A 15,948-nucleotide genomic window follows, 5' to 3' on the forward strand; every position below is an offset into this window, starting at 1 on the left:
CGATACCGAAGGACTCCCGCCCGATGGCCGCACAGTACGCTTTCGTCATGAAGGACATGACCAAGACCTTCCCCGGTGCGAACAAGCCGGTGCTCAGCAATATCAACCTGCAGTTCTACCAGGGCGCCAAGATCGGCATCGTCGGCCCCAATGGCGCGGGCAAGTCGACTCTGATCAAGATCATGGCCGGGATCGACAAGGATTTCACCGGCGAAGCCTGGCCGGGCGAGAACATCACTGTCGGCTATCTCGAGCAGGAACCCGAGCTCGACGAGAGCAAGACCGTGCTCGAGAACGTCAAGGATGGCGCACGCGCGACCGCCGACCTCGTCGAACGTTTCAACGCGATCTCGGCCGAAATGGGCGATCCGCAGGACGATACCGATTTCGACGCGCTGATGGAGGAAATGGGCGAGTTGCAGGCCAAGATCGACGCGGTCGACGGCTGGACGCTCGACAACCAGCTCGAAGTCGCGATGGAAGCGCTGCGCTGCCCGCCGGGCGACTGGCCGGTCACCGACCTCTCGGGCGGTGAAAAGCGCCGCGTCGCGCTGACCCGCCTGCTGATCCAGAAGCCGTCGATCCTGCTGCTGGACGAACCGACCAACCATCTCGACGCCGAAAGCGTCCAGTGGCTCGAAAACCACCTCAAGGAATATGCCGGCGCGGTGCTGATGATCACCCACGATCGCTACTTCCTCGACAATGTGGTGGAGTGGATCCTCGAACTCGACCGCGGCAGCTACTATCCCTACGAGGGCAATTACTCGACCTACCTCGAGAAGAAGGCCAAGCGCCTCGAGCAGGAAAGCCGCGAGGAAAGCGGCAAGCAGAAGGCACTCGCCCGCGAGCTCGAGTGGATCCGGCAGACGCCCAGCGCGCGCCAGACCAAGTCGAAGGCGCGTATCCGCAAGTTCGAGGAACTGCAGAACAGCCAGGACAGCCGCCAGGTCGGCAAGGCGCAGATCGTCATCCAGGTGCCCGAACGTCTCGGCGGCAAGGTCATCGAGGCCAAGAACATCTCCAAGGCCTATGGCGACAAGCTGCTGTTCGAAGACCTCAGCTTCACGCTTCCCCCGGGCGGCATCGTCGGCGTAATCGGGCCGAACGGCGCGGGCAAGTCGACGCTGTTCAAGATCCTTACCGGCAAGGAAGAACCCGACAGCGGCAGCATCGAGATCGGCTCGACCGTACGGCTCGGCTATGTCGACCAGAGCCGCGACCACCTCGACCCGAAGAAGAACGTGTGGGAAGAAATCTCCGACGGCCTCGATTACATGAAGGTCAACGGCCAGGACATGTCGACCCGCGCCTATGTCGGCGCGTTCAACTTCAAGGGCCCCGACCAGCAGAAGAACGTTGGCAAGCTCTCGGGCGGCGAACGCAACCGCGTGCATATGGCGAAGATGCTGAAGGAAGGCGGCAACGTGCTGCTGCTCGACGAACCGACCAACGATCTCGACGTCGAAACGCTGGGCGCGCTCGAAGACGCGATCGAGAACTTCGCCGGCTGCGCGGTGGTCATCTCGCACGACCGCTTCTTCCTCGACCGTCTCGCGACGCACATCCTCGCCTTCGAAGGCGACAGCCACGTCGAATGGTTCGAGGGCAACTTCGAAGCCTATGAAGAAGACAAGCGGCGGCGTCTCGGAGATGCTGCAGATCGGCCGACGCGCCTGGCTTACAAGAAGCTGACACGCTGACCGGCGACTATGGGTCGTAAGCCCAAGGGGGGCTTGCGACCCGTTACCGGTGTTGCGGCGAAACCCCGGGACGAGGGTCCGAAGGCTCAGATCAGCAGGCTGACTTTGCCTGTTCTATCCTCTCCAAGGCCTGTGCCATGCCCCTGTGGCGGGCGCGTGAGAATCAGTTCGACTACGGCCGGATGCAGCGACCGATCGAACCGGACACCAGCCTTGTGCCCGCTGTTCCACATCACGGTTCCCGAAAAGCTCTCGAAGTCCGGCAGCGTTACGGCGACCCGGTCCTCTATGGCCAGCTGCTCGATGCCATGCCTCAACAGGCAGCCATTGGCCGACAGGTTGTAGATCATGATCTTTAGATCACGCTGGAATCCCAGCCGCAGCAAAGCTTCGCGTTTCAGTTCGCGTCGAATTTCCCGGCGCTTGTCTCCCGGCTTGGCCTTCGCCGCCTTGTTCGACGACAGATCGGGCAGGCGGCGCCCGAATGCGTCGCGGAGCGTGGCATCGCTACGCGCCTGCGCCACTCCCCTCTGAACAAGCCGCACAAAGCTCTCGAGATCGAGCGCCCGATCGAAATGTATGCCCGCGACGCCGGCATCGCACCAGATGACCTTGCCGGGAATCCTTTCGCTTTCGGAGAGCACGAGTGTGATGGACGCCCCCTGCGCCAGCGCAAGGTTTCGGCTGCGCGCCTTGCAGCCGGAAATCGAAAGATCGAGCAGAGTCAGCTCGAGCGGTGTCTCGGCTAACCTGGCATGGATCTTCTGTCTTGCTGTGGCACGGTGGCCGACCCTGCGCTCCACAATCAACCCCCAAACTCAGACCCATGAAGTAATCGGTAGCACCGATCTTTTTCGAAAACCTTATCAGAACGACGTCCGGCCCCGCCCGTTAACCGCCCCGTTCGCGAGGCGAACCACGTCGGATGGACCGCACCATTTGACTCCCCCTACCTTCCTTTGCGAGACTCAGGGGCAAGGCGCTCGGTCCGCGGGCGCATATCCCATGCGGCGCACGCATGTGCCGCGAACACGAAATCCAAAGGATATCAATGACCACTCCCAACAGCGGTGACACCGTCACCATCGACTACGTCCTCAAGCGGACCGACGGCCAGGAAGTCGGCAACACCGCGCAAGTCGGCCCGCAGGACATCACGCTCGGCAACGGGCAGATCTTCCCGCAAATCGAGGAAGCGCTGACCAGCATGAACGTGGGCGACGAACAGAGCGTCGCCATCCCTTGCGACAAGGCCTTCGGCCCGCGCAACGAGCAGATGGTCATCGACATCCCCCGCGCGAACCTGCCGCCCGAGCCTGCACCGCAGCCGGGCATGGCGCTGCAGGCGCAGTCGCCCGACGGGCAACCGATGACGCTCTACGTCGTCGAAGTCGGCGAAGAATCGATCAAGGCCGACGGCAACCACCCGCTGGCAGGCGAGGACCTGACTTTCGACATCACCCTGCGCGACATCAAGCAGGCCGCCTGATGCACGTCCGGCGGGCGGCGCGGCGATCCGGCCCATGGCCGATCAGCGCGTGACCGCCCGCCACTGCATCGTCCACGGCCGCGTCCAGGGCGTGTTTTACCGCGCCTGGACCGTCGCCGCCGCGCGCGAGCTGGGCCTTGCGGGGTGGGTTCGCAACCTGCCCGATGGCACGGTCGAGGCGCAGCTCGAGGGCGATGACGAGTCGATCGCGCGCATGATCGCCGCGATGCATGAAGGCCCGCCCCGCGCAGCGCCGACGCGGGTCGAGCAGCGCAAGATCCCACCGCAAGGGATCGCAGGCTTTTCGCGCCGCTAGGGGGCAATCCACTGCCCTCCGTCGCGGGTCAGAAGGGCGCGACGGTGGCCGGTATGAGCCAGGCTGAACCAGTCGGCCTCTTCCATCTTCACCAACAAAAGCGCGACATTCAGCCTGGCGGGCAGAAGCTCGCCATCGTCCGGCTCCGCCCCCTCGAACTGTTGGGGCAGGCCCGACGTCGGCCCCTCCGATGCAGCGCCCGGTCCGGCGCCGAGAGAAAAGCGCCGCGCAAAATTGGTGCTTTCTGCCCAGGCAGCGTCGACGGCCGTGCCAGCCCGCTCGATCCGCCCCCTGCCACGCAGACGCAACTGGACCCCCGCGGCTTTGTCATACGCCACGACCGCGATCCGCGGATCATCCTCGACCGCCGTGACCTTGGGGCTGCGCGCGTCGGCATGGAAGCGAAGCGTCCAGCTCAGGCGATCGAAACCGCGCAAGACCATCACCCGTGCATCTGCATCGGCGGTAGCGACCACAGGTGTATGCATGGGCGAGCGACGATCACCTGCGGCCGCCTCCAGTCGCGCGTCGAGGTCGGCGCGCACCTTCTCGAGAGTATCGTACATGGCATTCTGCTTGCACGGGCGCCACTCGCCTGCCAAGAACCAAGATATTCAGGCTAATGCGCCAAAACATGAACGAAAGACCGGCAGGCCGGTTCAGATTGGCGTCAGGCCGTTGTGATACAAGATGCGACATCGACAATGGCCGCGGGTGGTGGAGCGGCCCTGGACCAAAAGTAAGGACACGCTCCATGACACTGACCAAGCTCATGAAAGGTAGCGCGCTGGGAGCCCTCGCTGCGGCGATGGCCCTCACTGCGCTGCCCGCGGAAGCCCAGGCGCAATCGCGCGACTGGCAGGAACGCGCCGAGCGCAATCGCGGCGATCGCAGCGAAGCGCGCGCGCAGCGCCAGCAGCGCTCGGAGCGCCGCGAAAACCGCAGGCAGGCCCGGCAGGAGGAAACGCGCAAACGCATGCGGCAGCATGACGCGCGCGAAGCACGCCGCGCGGCCAGCGAACGACGCATCAACGTGCGCAATCGTCAGGAAGCGCGCGGGGACAACCGGGCCGATATCGCGCGCGCGCGCGGTGACCGCGACTGGAATCGGGCGGAGCGTCGCGTTGAAGCCGCCCGCGAGCGCGCGGAACGTCGCGTAATGGAGCAGCACAGCCGTCGCCACACCGCCGAGCGCGCCCGTGCCGATCAACGGGCAGAGCGCGACCGCGCCGAGCGCCGTGCGGAGCGTCGGGCAGAACGACGCGAAGACCGCCGCTTCGAGCGGCATCAGGATCGGCGCGACGGTCACAATTACAACCATCGCGAAATCCGCCGCGATGCCTATCGTGACGGTCGCCGCGACGAGCGTCGCCGCGACGCGCGCGAAGATCGCCGCACGCGCAGGGACGCCTATCGCGAGGGCTACCGCGATGCCCACCGGCGCGCACGCTATCACGACGGACGCCGCTGGCACGATTATGATCGCTGGGATCATCGTCGCTGGCGTGCCAACCATCGTTACGACTGGCAGCGCTATCGCCACAGCAATCGCAGCCTCTTCCACCTCGGCCGCTATTATGCGCCCTACAGGGACTATCGCTATCGCCGGTTGAACATCGGCATCCGGATCGGCAGCCTGTTCTTCGGCAGCCGTTACTGGATCAACGATCCCTGGCGCTATCGCCTGCCCGAAGTCTACGGCCCCTATCGCTGGGTCCGCTATTACGACGACGTGCTGCTGGTCGATATCTACAACGGCGAAGTGGTCGACGTGATCTACGACTTCTTCTGGTAAGACCGGACGCCGACCAACGAGGTTACCAAGCCCCCGCCGAGCGTTCGGCGGGGGTGTTTCTTGTGGCTCAGTTCGGCACCTTGCCGAAAGGCAACATGCGGAAGATGCCGCCGTTTCCGTCGAAGAAAGTATGCTTGAGCGCCCCGAGAATATGCAGGCCGATCAGGTAGATGAAGATCGATGCCGCGGTCCCGTGCACGTCGAAAATGGTGCGGCCGAGATCCTTGTTCTCCTCCACCGGTAGCGAGGGAACGGTGAACAGGCCGAAGAAATCGATCTCGCGCCCGCTTAGCGAATTGGCCAGCCAGCCGCCCAGCGGAAGGCCGATCAGCAGGACATAGAACAGGATATGCAGCCCGCGCGCGAGCTTCGCCTCCCACGGCGCAAGCGTGGCGGGAAACGGGGGCGTGGGATGCGACCAGCGCCATAGCAGGCGCCCGACGGTCAGCGCGAGGATCGCGATCCCCAGAGCCTTGTGATCACCCATGATTGCCCCCGCCTCGAGCTTGTCGCTTGCGTCATGGGCGTTTTCGGCCAGCCGCCAGTTCCAGATCACGGCGATGGCGATCACCCAGTGAAACAGCATGGCGCCCGTGGAATAGCGTCGCGCAACAGGGTCGGTCATTGTTTTCTCCCGGAAATCTTCTTCCCTACCTAACGCTTTGGTTCGGGCCGGCAAGCCGCTGGCTTGATGCTGCGCGAACGATTGCTAACAGGGACCGGCCATGACCAAGACCGAAACCGTTCCCGATCAGGATGCCCTGCGGCGCGTGGGCGCCATGGTGCGCAAGCGGCTAGACGCCGACCCGCAGGCGTACAGGATCCCCACCGACAAGGCGGAAATCTATGCCATCGGCAATTTCCTCGCGCCCGAGGAATGTCAGCGGCTGATGCGGATGATCGACGCGGTCGCGCGGCCGAGCGAGCTGCACGAGACCGCCTATGTCGCCAAGTTCCGCACATCCTATTCGGGCAATTTCGATCCGCACGATCCCTTCGTTAAGGCCATCTCTCGGCGAATAGACGATACGCTCGGCCTGCCGGGCAAGGTCGGTGAAAGCATCCAGGGCCAGCGCTACCTGCCGGGGCAGGAGTTCAAGCCGCACAACGACTGGTTCTATACCGACCAGGAGTACTGGAATCTCGAGCGCAAGCGCGGCGGACAGCGTTGCTGGACCGCCATGGCCTTCCTCAACGAGGTCGAGGAAGGAGGGCACACGCATTTCGTCGAAGTCGGTGCCTCGATCGAGCCCAAACCGGGCGTGCTCATGGTCTGGAACAATGCCACGCCCGAAGGCCTACCCAACGAACACACGCTCCACGCGGGCACGCCGGTGATCAAGGGTCAGAAATACGTGCTCACCAAATGGTACCGCACGCGCAAGCACACGTGAGGCGTCAGCCGCGCGCGAGCGCCTCGGCGATCAGCTTGCGGCTGTTGGCGATACCGTAGAGCGCGATGAAGCTGCCCATGCGCGGCCCCTGGTCGCTGCCGAGCAACGTCTGGTACAGCGCCTTGAACCAGTCGCGCAGGTTCTCGAAGCCGTATTCCTCGCGCTTGCCGATCTCGTAGACCTCGGTCTGCAGATCCTCGGCGCTGGTGTCTTCGGCCGCATCGGCAAGATAGGCGTCGAGCGCGCGCAACGCCTCCGCCTCCTTCGCCGTCGGAGCCCGCTTGGACAGCGTGGGGACGATGTAGTCGCGGGTATAGGCGACCGCCGTGCCGATCAGCACTTCGAGCTCAGGTGTGATCCGCCCCGCCCCGATATAGCTTTCGAGATAGTCTCGCAGGCTCGCCTCGCTTGCCTCGGCACCGAGCACCGATGCGAGGTTGAGCAGCAGGCCGTAAGTCACGGGAAGGCTGTCGCCCGCACCCGGCGCCTCCTCGGCTTCGAACCCGCCGTTGGCGCGCAGCAAATGCCACGCAGGATTGCCGAGCTGCTTGTCGAGCTCCTGCTCGGCAAGCCGCTCGCGGAACTGCCAGTAATCGTCGACCGCGCGCGGGATCACACCCACGTGCAGCTGCTTGGCGCTCTTGGGATTGGGGAAAATGTAGAAGCCGAGGCTCTCTTCGCTGCCGTAGGTCAGCCATTCCTCGATCGAGAGGCCATTGCCCTTGGACTTGGAGATCTTCTCGCCGTTCTGGTCGAGGAACATCTCGTAGATCAGCCCCTCCGGCTTGCGACCACCGAGCACCTGCACGATCTTGCCCGACTGCACGCCGCTGTCGGTCAGATCCTTGCCGTACATTTCGTAATCGACGCCCAGCGCATACCAGCGCATCGCCCAGTCGACTTTCCACTGCAGCTTGGACATGCCGCCGAGCGCGGACTGCTCGACCACGCTGCCGTCCTCGTCGGTGAAGCGGATCGTACCGGCTTCGGCATCGAGCACCTCCACCGGCACCTGCAGCACACGGCCCGTCGAAGGCGAGATCGGCAGCACCGGCGAATAGGTCTGGCGCCGCTCCTCGCGCAGCGTCGGCAACATGATGTCGAGGATGTCCTGGTTCTTGCGCAGGACCTGGCGGAGCGCCTCGTCGAAGCGCCCCGAATTGTACATGTCGTTCGAGGCGATGAATTCGTAGTCGAAGCCGAAGCGATCGAGGAATTCGCGCAGCTTGGCGTTGTTATGCGCGGCGAAGCTTTCGTGGCCCTTTTCGAAGGGGTCGGGCACGCGGCTCAAGGGCAGGTGAAGGTTGGCCTCGAGAAGGTCCTTGTTCGGGACATTGTCTGGCACCTTGCGCAGTCCGTCCATGTCGTCGGAGAATGCGACAAGGCGCGTCTTGCCGTCTTCGGGCCTCGCCCCGATCATTGCTTCGTAGGCGCGGCGCACCAGCGTCGTGCGCAGCACTTCCTGGAAGGTGCCGATATGCGGCAGGCCCGAGGGGCCGTAACCGGTTTCGAACAGGACCGGCGAACCGTCGCGCTTCGCGCCATCGGGATAGCGTTTGAGCAGGCGCTGCGCCTCCTGGAACGGCCAGGCCTTGGACACGCGTGCGGCGGCGATCAGATCGGTCATGCTCATGCCCGCGCCTCTCGCCAAAATGGCGTCTATACGCAAGCGGCAAGTTGCACCGGGGGCAATTGGTCCGAAACCGTTCTTCGCTCGCTTCCCGCCACGCGACACTAACGAAGTCTGCAAGATGGCGATGCTCCGCAGTGGACCTAGTTCGAGTCGAAATCCCCCTCTGCAACGCGGACAAATTCGCCTGCGGCCGAACCGCGCCGTGACACGATCAGACAAGGGGAATTGACTATGGCATCCTTACCGAGCTTCGACGAAGAGAAGGTCCAGAACGCTTTGGAAGCCGCCAGCCGGCACAACGATACGGTCGGGCTGAAGGCGGCAGACGGCGCGCCGAACATTCTCGGCGGCGGGGAATATGCCGCGCTGGCCGAATGCATCAGCGTGACGGTGAGCGACAACAAGATCTGTCTCAACCTGCCGCTGGGGATCGGATCGGTGTGTATCCCGATTCCGCTCTCGGTGCCCGACGGCACCGCCGCTCAGGCCTGCCTCAGCATCTGCACCACCTGGGGCATTCCCACCGGGGTCAAGGTGACGATCTCGGTCGGCGGGGTCACGATCGTGACCAAGTCTTTCGGTAAGTGCTGACGAACGGCCTGAAACCGATGGCGAGGCCGGCCCAGTGCCGGCCTCGCTTCATTGCGCCCGACCCTATGGCAGCTCCACCGTTTCCTTGATCGTGCCGTAGACGAAGCTGGTGTTGATAGTCGCAATTCCCGGCGTCGTATGCAGCGTCTTGCGCATGAAGTCTTCATAGGCATCGAGGCCGGGAACCACGATTTGCAGCAGGTAGTCGGAGCTGCCGGTGAGCAGATGGCAGGAGAGTATCTCCGGCGTATCCCGTACGCGGCGCTCGAAAGTGTCGACCACCTCGCGGTCATGGCGGGCAAGCGTGACCTGAACGAAGGCGGTGACCGGATAGCCCGCCGCTTCGCGGTCGACGATGGCAACGTAGCGATCGATCACGCCCGCCTTTTCGAGATTGCGCACGCGCCTGAGGCAAGGCGACGGCGACAGATTCACGCGCTCGGCCAGTTCGGCATTGGTGAGCCGACCGTCGCGCTGCAACTCGCGGAGGATTTGCCGGTCCTTCTTGTCCACCTTCACCTCCAATGGCATAATATGCCAATTTTTACACATATCGTGGCATAGTTCGCAGGAAAATGCCAGGCTCATCGCGGTATATCGACCTCAATCACGCATCAAGAGGTCCAGCACATGAGTCGCACCACCTTGTCCGGTTTTTCCAGCCGGGCCATCCACCACGGCTACGATCCGATCGAGAACCAGGGCGCGCTGACGCCGCCGATGCATCTGGCATCGACCTTCGCTTTCGAAAGCGCGGAACAGGGCGGCGCGATATTCGCGGGCGAGAGCCATGGCTATTTCTACAGCCGGATTTCCAACCCCACTCTCGACCTGCTTGAACAGCGCATCGCCACGCTGGAAGGTGCCGAAGCAGGCGTCGCCACAGCCAGCGGCATGGGGGCGATCACGGCGGTAATGTGGACCTTGCTGCAGGCGGGGGACGAGATCGTCACCGACCAGACGCTCTACGGTTGCACCTTCGCGTTCTTCGGCCACGGCCTCGCCAAGTTCGGGGTCAAGGTTACCCATGTAGACCTGACCGATCCGGCGGCTCTCGAAGAAGCGATGAACGACAGGGTCAAGCTCGTCTATTTCGAAACCCCTGCGAACCCGAACATGCGACTGGTCGATGTCGCCGCAATCAGCGAGGTCGCGCATGCGCACGGCGCGCAGGTCGTGGTCGACAATACCTATGCCACCCCCGCCCTCACCCGTCCGCTCGAACTCGGCGCCGACATCGTCGTCCATTCGGCGACCAAATACCTTGGCGGCCATGGCGATCTCGTCGGGGGGCTTGTCGCCGGAACCGCCGCGACGATGCAGAAGGTGCGTCTCGAAGGGCTCAAGGACATGACCGGTGCGGTGATGAGCCCGTTCACGGCGACGCTGGTGATGCGCGGGCTCAAGACACTGGCGTTGCGAATGGAGCGGCACAGCACGACCGCACTGGAAGTCGCACGCTGGCTCGAAGCCCAGCCGCAGGTCGCGGGGGTGCATTATCCGGGCCTCGATAGCTTCGCCCAAGCCGAACTTGCCCGTCGGCAGATGGCGCTCCCCGGCGGAATGATCGCCTTCGACCTCGTCGGGGGCTACGAACAGGGGATCCGCTTCATGAACCGGCTGGGGATGATCACCCGTGCGGTTTCGCTTGGCGATGCGGAAACGCTGGTCCAGCATCCGGCGAGCATGACCCATTCGACCTATACGGCGGAAGAGCGCGAGAGGCACGGCATCAGTGAAGGGCTTTTGCGCCTGTCGGTAGGGTTGGAGGATGCCAAAGACATCCTCGCGGACCTCGAGCAGGCACTCGCTTCTTCACAGGTCGCCATCGCCGCCTGAGACGGCAATAGGGGCGCCCCCGAAGGAACGCCCCTACCGCTGCGACACCTTTCGAGGGTCGGGAGGGATTTAGGCTGTCGCAGGTCGCCAGCCGCGCAATTCGGGCCAGACATTGGTGTATTGGCTCAGATCGATACCCGGCTTGCGATCGGTGAATCGGGTCCCGATCGACTGCAGGATCAGTCGGGCACGCTTGGCTCGGGCCTTGTGCGAAACGAACGGGTTGGCCCGGTCGGGCTCGGCTTCGATCATGCGCTTGAGCAGGCGGTCGCGCTGAGCGGGATCGCGCGGCTTCTCGGTCGGCAATTCGACCGGAGCGTCGCTATTCGTCGCAAGCGGAGCCGCCGCCTCGGGGCGCATAGTGCGCAGCGGCTCGACGTCATAGATGCGGTCCTGCGCTTCGGCATCGACCGGCGCAGCCTGGGAGACAATCGGTCGCTCGATGACCGGGACCTCTTCCTCGCGGCGCCGACGGACCAACAGGAAAGCTCCTGCGAGTGCGATACCGCCCAACCCAAGCAGGGCGAGCAGCAGGGCAGCACTCGAAGGGTCGCTGGCCGGGTCGGTCGCGGGTTCAGCGGTCGCAAGCGGCTGGCTTTCGGCGTTATTGGCGCTGGCGAAGGGTTCTTCGACCGGCAGAGGGGCCGCTTCGGCCGCAGCCTGTTCGGAGGTCATCGTGGATGCAGCGGGCGCCGGTTCGCTTCGTGGCTGGGGGGCTGCGCGACGCGTCGTCTGCGTGGTCGCAACGGGCTCGGCCTCCTTGACCGCGGGGGCATCGACCACGGGTACGGGTTCCGGCAGCTCGATCGTGATGGGCGCAGGCGTCGGGGCCGGAAGCACGATGGGTGCAGGCGAGGCAATCGGTGCCGGCGCCACAGCCTGCGACGTCGCAGGTGCGGGTGCAGGAGCCGGCATGTCGAGCACGATGGTCGGCGTTTCCTGCGCGGTGGCGGCGGGGACATGGAGCGCGGCCATCGCGGCAATCGCAATGGGGGCGCTGGCGATCATATGGCGTGTCTTGGTCATGGCGATAAAACGGACATGTTTTCGCCACAGTTCCGCTGAACGGTTGTTCAGGAACGGCCAATCGACTGTTTTCACGCAATTTTACGATTTCATTTCACGGCTAAATGCCGATCGCTTGCGACGAACCGAAGCCGCCAGGGCACAGTCCCGTCGGCCTCTGTTTACTTTTCGTTCCCTCGCTTTCATGGTCGCGCGGTGAGCCCCTCCCTGCCCCTTCCCGCCCTCCACGCGAGCCACGCCGGCACCTGGCTGCGCGATGCAAACGGCGCCACGCGTGGCTGTTCGAAGGGCGAGGCGGTGATGGCCGCCGCCGACACGCCGCAATTGCTGATGAATGCGCCGCTGGTAGCCAGCCGGCTGGGCTATCCGGACCTGTCGGGGCTCGACCTGCTCGAGCTCTTCGCTTTCGTTCATCCGGCGCGGTTCTGCGTCCCCACGCCCAAGGGCCTCGCGCATGCGCTGGGGCTCGAAGAGCCCACCGACGATGCTGCGGTCCCGCTCTTGCTTCAGCAGGCCGCAGGCGCGCTGGTCGCCAAGTGCGAGAGCGAGGACTGGGCCGAGCGCGAAGGCGCCTGGTCGGCGCTGCAATCGCTCGCGCGGCTGCGCTGGCCCTGGGCGGGCGTGCTCGCGCCGCACATCCGGCGCCCCGAGCGTGCCGAAAAATGGCTCTTCAGCCGCCTACCCGAATGGGAGGAAACGCCCGAACGCCCACAGCCCGGCCAGGTGCTGATCGAAGAGTTCGAGATAGAGGCGCAGCTCGAACGGCTGACCGGCGAAGGCGCCGAGCGGCGCGAAGGGCAACGCCAGTTCTCCAAAGGCGCGGGCCATGTCTTCGCTCCGCGCGACCGACAGAAACGCCCGCATGTCCTGCTCGCGCAGGCGGGCACGGGGATCGGCAAGACGCTCGGCTATCTCGCCCCCGCCTCGCTCTGGGCCGAACGCTCGGGCGGCACCGTGTGGGTTTCGACCTATACCAAGAACCTCCAGCGCCAGCTGCGCCGCGAGAGCGCGCGCGCCTGGCCTGCGGCGCGGCCCGATGGGTCGCCGCCGGTGGTCGTGCGCAAGGGGCGCGAGAACTATCTCTGCCTGCTCAACCTCGAAGACGCGCTGCAGGGCGGGTTTGCGGGCCGCCCCGCGATCCTCGCGCATCTGGTGGCGCGCTGGGCAGCCTATTCGCAGGACGGCGACATGATCGGCGGAGATCTGCCCGGCTGGCTCGGCACCTTGTTCAGGAAGCGCGGAATCGCGGCGCTGACCGACCAGCGCGGCGAATGCGTCTATGCCGGCTGCCCGCATTACCGGAAGTGCTTCATCGAGCGCAGCGCGCGCAATGCCGCGCAGGCCGACCTCGTCATCGCCAACCACGCGCTGGTGATGGTCAACGCCGCGCGCGGGCGCGACGTCAACGGACGCCCCACGCGGATCGTCTTCGACGAGGGCCACCATGTCTTCGATGCCGCCGACAGCACCTTTTCCGCCGCGCTCACCGGGCAGGAATCGATCGAGCTCAGGCGCTGGATCATCGGGCCGGAAAAGAACAGCCGCGGGCGGCGACGCGGACTTTCGGCACGGCTCGCCGATGTCGCGAGCTACGACGAGGCGGGCGGCGAAGCGGTCGAGGCGGCGGTGGAGGCGGCTCATGCGTTGCCCTCAGACGGATGGCTCGGAAGGCTGGCCGAAGCCGCGCCGCTCGGTCCGCTCGAAGAACTGCTCGCCGCGGTCCGTGCGACCGCCTTCGCGCGCGACGAGAGCGGGCTCGAGGCGGGCTACGGCATCGAAACCGAATGCGCGCAGCTTCCCGGTGAACTGGTCGAGGCGGCGGGCAGCGCGGCGCAAGCGCTCGCTGCGATCCGCACCCCGCTGCTCAAGCTCGCCGGGCGGCTCGAGGCGGTGATCGAGGACGCGCCCGACTGGCTCGACGGACAGGGCCGCGCACGGATCGAGGGCGCACGCCACTCGCTTGCCTGGCGGATCGACCTGATCGCCGCATGGGAGGCGCTGCTTGCGCGCCTTGGCGGACCGGCCGATCCCGAATTCGTCGACTGGCTGCAGGTCGACCGCAACGATGCGCGCGAATTCGATGTCGGGCTCTACCGCCACTGGCTCGATCCGATGAAGCCCTTCGCCCGGGTGGTGCTCGAGCCCGCGCATGGCGTGATGCTGACCAGTGCGACGCTGACCGATCGCGACGAGAGCGGCCCCGACTGGGCGCATGCCGTGGCCAAGAGCGGCGCCCCGCATCTCGAGCTGCAGCCGAGGACCGCACAGGCGGACAGCCCATTCGATTATGCCTCCCGCGCCGAAGTGCTAATCGTCACCGATATCCGCAAGGGCGACATCCCCGCGCTGGCAGGCGCCTATGCGCGGCTGATCGAGGCTTCGGACGGCGGCGTGCTCGGCTTGTTCACCGCGATCCGCCGGATGCGCGCGGTCTATGGCCGCATCGCCGACCGGCTCGCGCGCGCCGGGCTGCCGCTTTACGCCCAGCATGTCGATCCGATCGACACGGGTACGCTGACCGACATCTTCCGCGACGATCCGCGCGCCAGCCTGCTCGGCACCGATGCCCTGCGCGACGGGGTCGACGTGCCCGGAAGGTCGCTGCGCTGCGTGGTCATGGAAAGCGTGCCCTGGCCGCGCCCGACGATCCTCCACCGCGCCCGCCGCGCCGCCGCGGCCGATCAGGATGGGGGGGCGCAACGCTATGACGACCGCATCATCCGCGCACGGCTGGCACAGGCCTTCGGACGGCTGATCCGCACGCGCGAGGATGCGGGCCATTTCGTCGTCCTCTCGCCCGCATTCCCCAGCCGGCTGCTCAGCGCCTTCCCCGAGGGCACCCCCGTCACACGCCTGACACTCGACGAGGCTTTACAGCGCGTCGCCGAGGGTGTTGTTAGCCCCGAAGTTTCGCCAGCGGAGAACCCAACATCGTGAAGATTCTCGGCCTGTTGCGCCACGCCAAGTCCGACTGGGGCCAGAGCGACAAGCGCGATTTCGACCGGGGACTGAACGATCGTGGCCATCGCGGCGCGCATGTCATCGGCGAGCATATCGCCAGGCACGGCATCAAGTGGGACAAGCTCGTCGCCAGCCCCGCCACGCGGGTCCGGCTGACGGTCGAAGATGCCCTCCCCGCCCTGGCGCCCGAGTGGGACGAGCGGCTCTATCTCGCCGGGACCGACACGATCATGGACGTGATCCGCGAAAGCGGCGGCGAGGCCGATGCGTTGCTGGTCGCAGGCCACAATCCGGGCCTCGGCGACATGCTCTTCGAACTGGTATCGCCCAAGAACGAGAACGCGCTCTACGACGAAGCCAAGGTCAAGTTCCCCACCGCCGCCTATGCGGTGTTCGAACTCGATATCGAGGACTGGACCGAGCTGCGCGACGGCTGCGGCGTGCTCGCCCACTTCGCCCGCCCGCGCGATCTCGATCCGGAGCTGGGGCCGGAGTATTGAGGGGCTCGCCCATCGCGCGAGCGGTGCGTTTGCTAGGCTCTGATCACCTTTAAGCGTAAAGCGGACGAATAGACGCACCCACGAGCAGAACTCGAACCCGCCAAACAGCGCACCGTAGTAGCACTGCCCACGCCGACCGTGTCAGGGACCAACCCTTGGGAAGGCGGTTTGGGAAACTTCCACTCCCGGGCCGTTAGCACCCCACCTAAATCACCGCAAAACCCGCGGCCCCGGGCCGCCCTCGGCGGCGATGTCGTCGGGGTTGTAGAGCTTGCAGGTCTTGAGGCTGAGGCAGCCGCAGCCGATGCAGCCGTCGAGATTGTCGCGCAGGGCGCGCAATTGCTCGATCCGCCGGTCGAGGCTCTCGCGGATCGCCTCGCTGATCTTCCACCAGTCGAAGCTCGACGGCGTTCGTCCCTTGGGCAGGCTGCGCAGGTGCTCGCCGATCTCCTCGAGCGAGAGACCGAGCTTCTGGACGATGAGGATGAAGCTCAGCCGCCTTATGTCGCTGCGCAGGAAGCGCCGCTGGTTGCCCGCCGTGCGGAAGGATTCGATCAACCCCTTGTCCTCGTAGAAGCGGATCGCCGAGGTCGAGAGGCCGGTGCGGCGCGCAAGGTCGCCGATCGTGAGCGGGTCGTTCGCGTTCATCGATTTCACTGATAGACGTTTTGAATCTTGACCTCAAGTGAAGTTGAAGTTGC

At 65.1% G+C, this 15,948-nt stretch carries 16 protein-coding genes; 9 read left to right on the forward strand and 7 right to left on the reverse strand.

All coding sequences use genetic code 11. The features are described from left to right. Window positions 1-23 precede the first annotated feature (23 nt). Complete coding sequence (ettA, locus tag ACEQZ0_RS05105; RefSeq protein ID WP_370189014.1) at window positions 24-1,703, forward strand: energy-dependent translational throttle protein EttA; 1,680 nt, start codon at window positions 24-26, stop codon at window positions 1,701-1,703. An 86-nt stretch (window positions 1,704-1,789) separates the two neighbouring features. On the opposite strand, the gene ACEQZ0_RS05110 is transcribed toward ettA, so the two are convergent. Then, a complete protein-coding gene (locus ACEQZ0_RS05110; RefSeq protein ID WP_370189016.1) occupies window positions 1,790-2,506 on the reverse strand; it encodes a PilZ domain-containing protein in 717 nt (238 codons plus the stop codon). Window positions 2,507-2,754: 248 nt separating this feature from the next. Between ACEQZ0_RS05110 and ACEQZ0_RS05115 the strand changes: the two genes are divergently transcribed. After that, entirely contained in the window at window positions 2,755-3,192 is a 438-nt protein-coding gene (locus tag ACEQZ0_RS05115) for a peptidylprolyl isomerase (protein ID WP_370189018.1), read from the forward strand. A 34-nt stretch (window positions 3,193-3,226) separates the two neighbouring features. After that, on the forward strand, window positions 3,227-3,508 hold the full coding sequence (locus ACEQZ0_RS05120) for an acylphosphatase (protein ID WP_370189020.1): 282 nt from the start codon (window positions 3,227-3,229) through the stop codon (window positions 3,506-3,508). On the opposite strand, the gene ACEQZ0_RS05125 is transcribed toward ACEQZ0_RS05120, so the two are convergent. Further along, the gene (locus ACEQZ0_RS05125; RefSeq protein WP_370189021.1) at window positions 3,505-4,074 is read right to left on the reverse strand and encodes a pyridoxamine 5'-phosphate oxidase family protein; all 570 of its coding nucleotides are present in this window, start codon (window positions 4,072-4,074) and stop codon (window positions 3,505-3,507) included. The genes ACEQZ0_RS05120 and ACEQZ0_RS05125 overlap by 4 nt on opposite strands. Window positions 4,075-4,262: 188 nt before the next feature. Here ACEQZ0_RS05125 and ACEQZ0_RS05130 point away from each other — a divergent pair, with 188 nt between their 5' ends. Further along, window positions 4,263-5,303 carry an RcnB family protein gene (locus ACEQZ0_RS05130; protein WP_370189024.1) on the forward strand — a complete coding sequence of 347 codons (1,041 nt, stop codon included), beginning with the start codon at window positions 4,263-4,265 and terminating at the stop codon, window positions 5,301-5,303. Between the two features lie 67 nt (window positions 5,304-5,370). On the opposite strand, the gene ACEQZ0_RS05135 is transcribed toward ACEQZ0_RS05130, so the two are convergent. After that, window positions 5,371-5,928: a cytochrome b gene (locus tag ACEQZ0_RS05135; protein WP_370189026.1), complete on the reverse strand. Its 558-nt coding sequence runs from the start codon at window positions 5,926-5,928 to the stop codon at window positions 5,371-5,373. A 100-nt stretch (window positions 5,929-6,028) separates the two neighbouring features. Between ACEQZ0_RS05135 and ACEQZ0_RS05140 the strand changes: the two genes are divergently transcribed. Beyond that, entirely contained in the window at window positions 6,029-6,697 is a 669-nt protein-coding gene (locus ACEQZ0_RS05140; protein WP_370189028.1) for a prolyl hydroxylase family protein, read from the forward strand. 4 nt (window positions 6,698-6,701) lie between these two features. Here ACEQZ0_RS05140 and ACEQZ0_RS05145 read toward each other — a convergent pair whose 3' ends face one another. Beyond that, window positions 6,702-8,330 carry a lysine--tRNA ligase gene (locus ACEQZ0_RS05145; protein WP_370189029.1) on the reverse strand — a complete coding sequence of 543 codons (1,629 nt, stop codon included), beginning with the start codon at window positions 8,328-8,330 and terminating at the stop codon, window positions 6,702-6,704. Window positions 8,331-8,561: 231 nt separating this feature from the next. Here ACEQZ0_RS05145 and ACEQZ0_RS05150 point away from each other — a divergent pair, with 231 nt between their 5' ends. Continuing rightward, the gene (locus ACEQZ0_RS05150) at window positions 8,562-8,921 is read left to right on the forward strand and encodes a hypothetical protein (RefSeq protein WP_370189031.1); all 360 of its coding nucleotides are present in this window, start codon (window positions 8,562-8,564) and stop codon (window positions 8,919-8,921) included. A gap of 63 nt (window positions 8,922-8,984) precedes the next feature. On the opposite strand, the gene ACEQZ0_RS05155 is transcribed toward ACEQZ0_RS05150, so the two are convergent. After that, a complete protein-coding gene (locus ACEQZ0_RS05155; protein WP_370189033.1) occupies window positions 8,985-9,434 on the reverse strand; it encodes an Lrp/AsnC family transcriptional regulator in 450 nt (149 codons plus the stop codon). A 117-nt stretch (window positions 9,435-9,551) separates the two neighbouring features. Between ACEQZ0_RS05155 and ACEQZ0_RS05160 the strand changes: the two genes are divergently transcribed. Beyond that, complete coding sequence (locus ACEQZ0_RS05160; RefSeq protein WP_370189035.1) at window positions 9,552-10,760, forward strand: methionine gamma-lyase; 1,209 nt, start codon at window positions 9,552-9,554, stop codon at window positions 10,758-10,760. A 69-nt stretch (window positions 10,761-10,829) separates the two neighbouring features. On the opposite strand, the gene ACEQZ0_RS05165 is transcribed toward ACEQZ0_RS05160, so the two are convergent. Beyond that, window positions 10,830-11,786 (reverse strand): LPXTG cell wall anchor domain-containing protein, encoded by a 957-nt coding sequence (locus tag ACEQZ0_RS05165; protein WP_370189037.1) that lies wholly within the window; start codon window positions 11,784-11,786, stop codon window positions 10,830-10,832. Window positions 11,787-11,981: 195 nt separating this feature from the next. Between ACEQZ0_RS05165 and ACEQZ0_RS05170 the strand changes: the two genes are divergently transcribed. Together ACEQZ0_RS05170 and ACEQZ0_RS05175 are read left to right on the forward strand one after the other, a co-directional pair. After that, window positions 11,982-14,723: an ATP-dependent DNA helicase gene (locus ACEQZ0_RS05170; RefSeq protein ID WP_370189039.1), complete on the forward strand. Its 2,742-nt coding sequence runs from the start codon at window positions 11,982-11,984 to the stop codon at window positions 14,721-14,723. Then, window positions 14,720-15,247, forward strand: coding sequence for a histidine phosphatase family protein (locus ACEQZ0_RS05175; RefSeq protein ID WP_370189041.1), 528 nt, complete (start codon window positions 14,720-14,722; stop codon window positions 15,245-15,247). The genes ACEQZ0_RS05170 and ACEQZ0_RS05175 overlap by 4 nt, the downstream gene beginning before the upstream one ends. A gap of 210 nt (window positions 15,248-15,457) precedes the next feature. Here the strand turns inward: ACEQZ0_RS05175 and soxR are convergent, their stop codons facing one another. Beyond that, on the reverse strand, window positions 15,458-15,895 hold the full coding sequence (gene soxR / locus ACEQZ0_RS05180) for a redox-sensitive transcriptional activator SoxR (protein ID WP_370189043.1): 438 nt from the start codon (window positions 15,893-15,895) through the stop codon (window positions 15,458-15,460). Window positions 15,896-15,948: the final 53 nt, after the last annotated feature.

Origin of the sequence: Qipengyuania sp., assembly GCF_964227205.1 — a bacterium.
In the GTDB taxonomy this organism is placed as follows: domain Bacteria; phylum Pseudomonadota; class Alphaproteobacteria; order Sphingomonadales; family Sphingomonadaceae; genus Qipengyuania.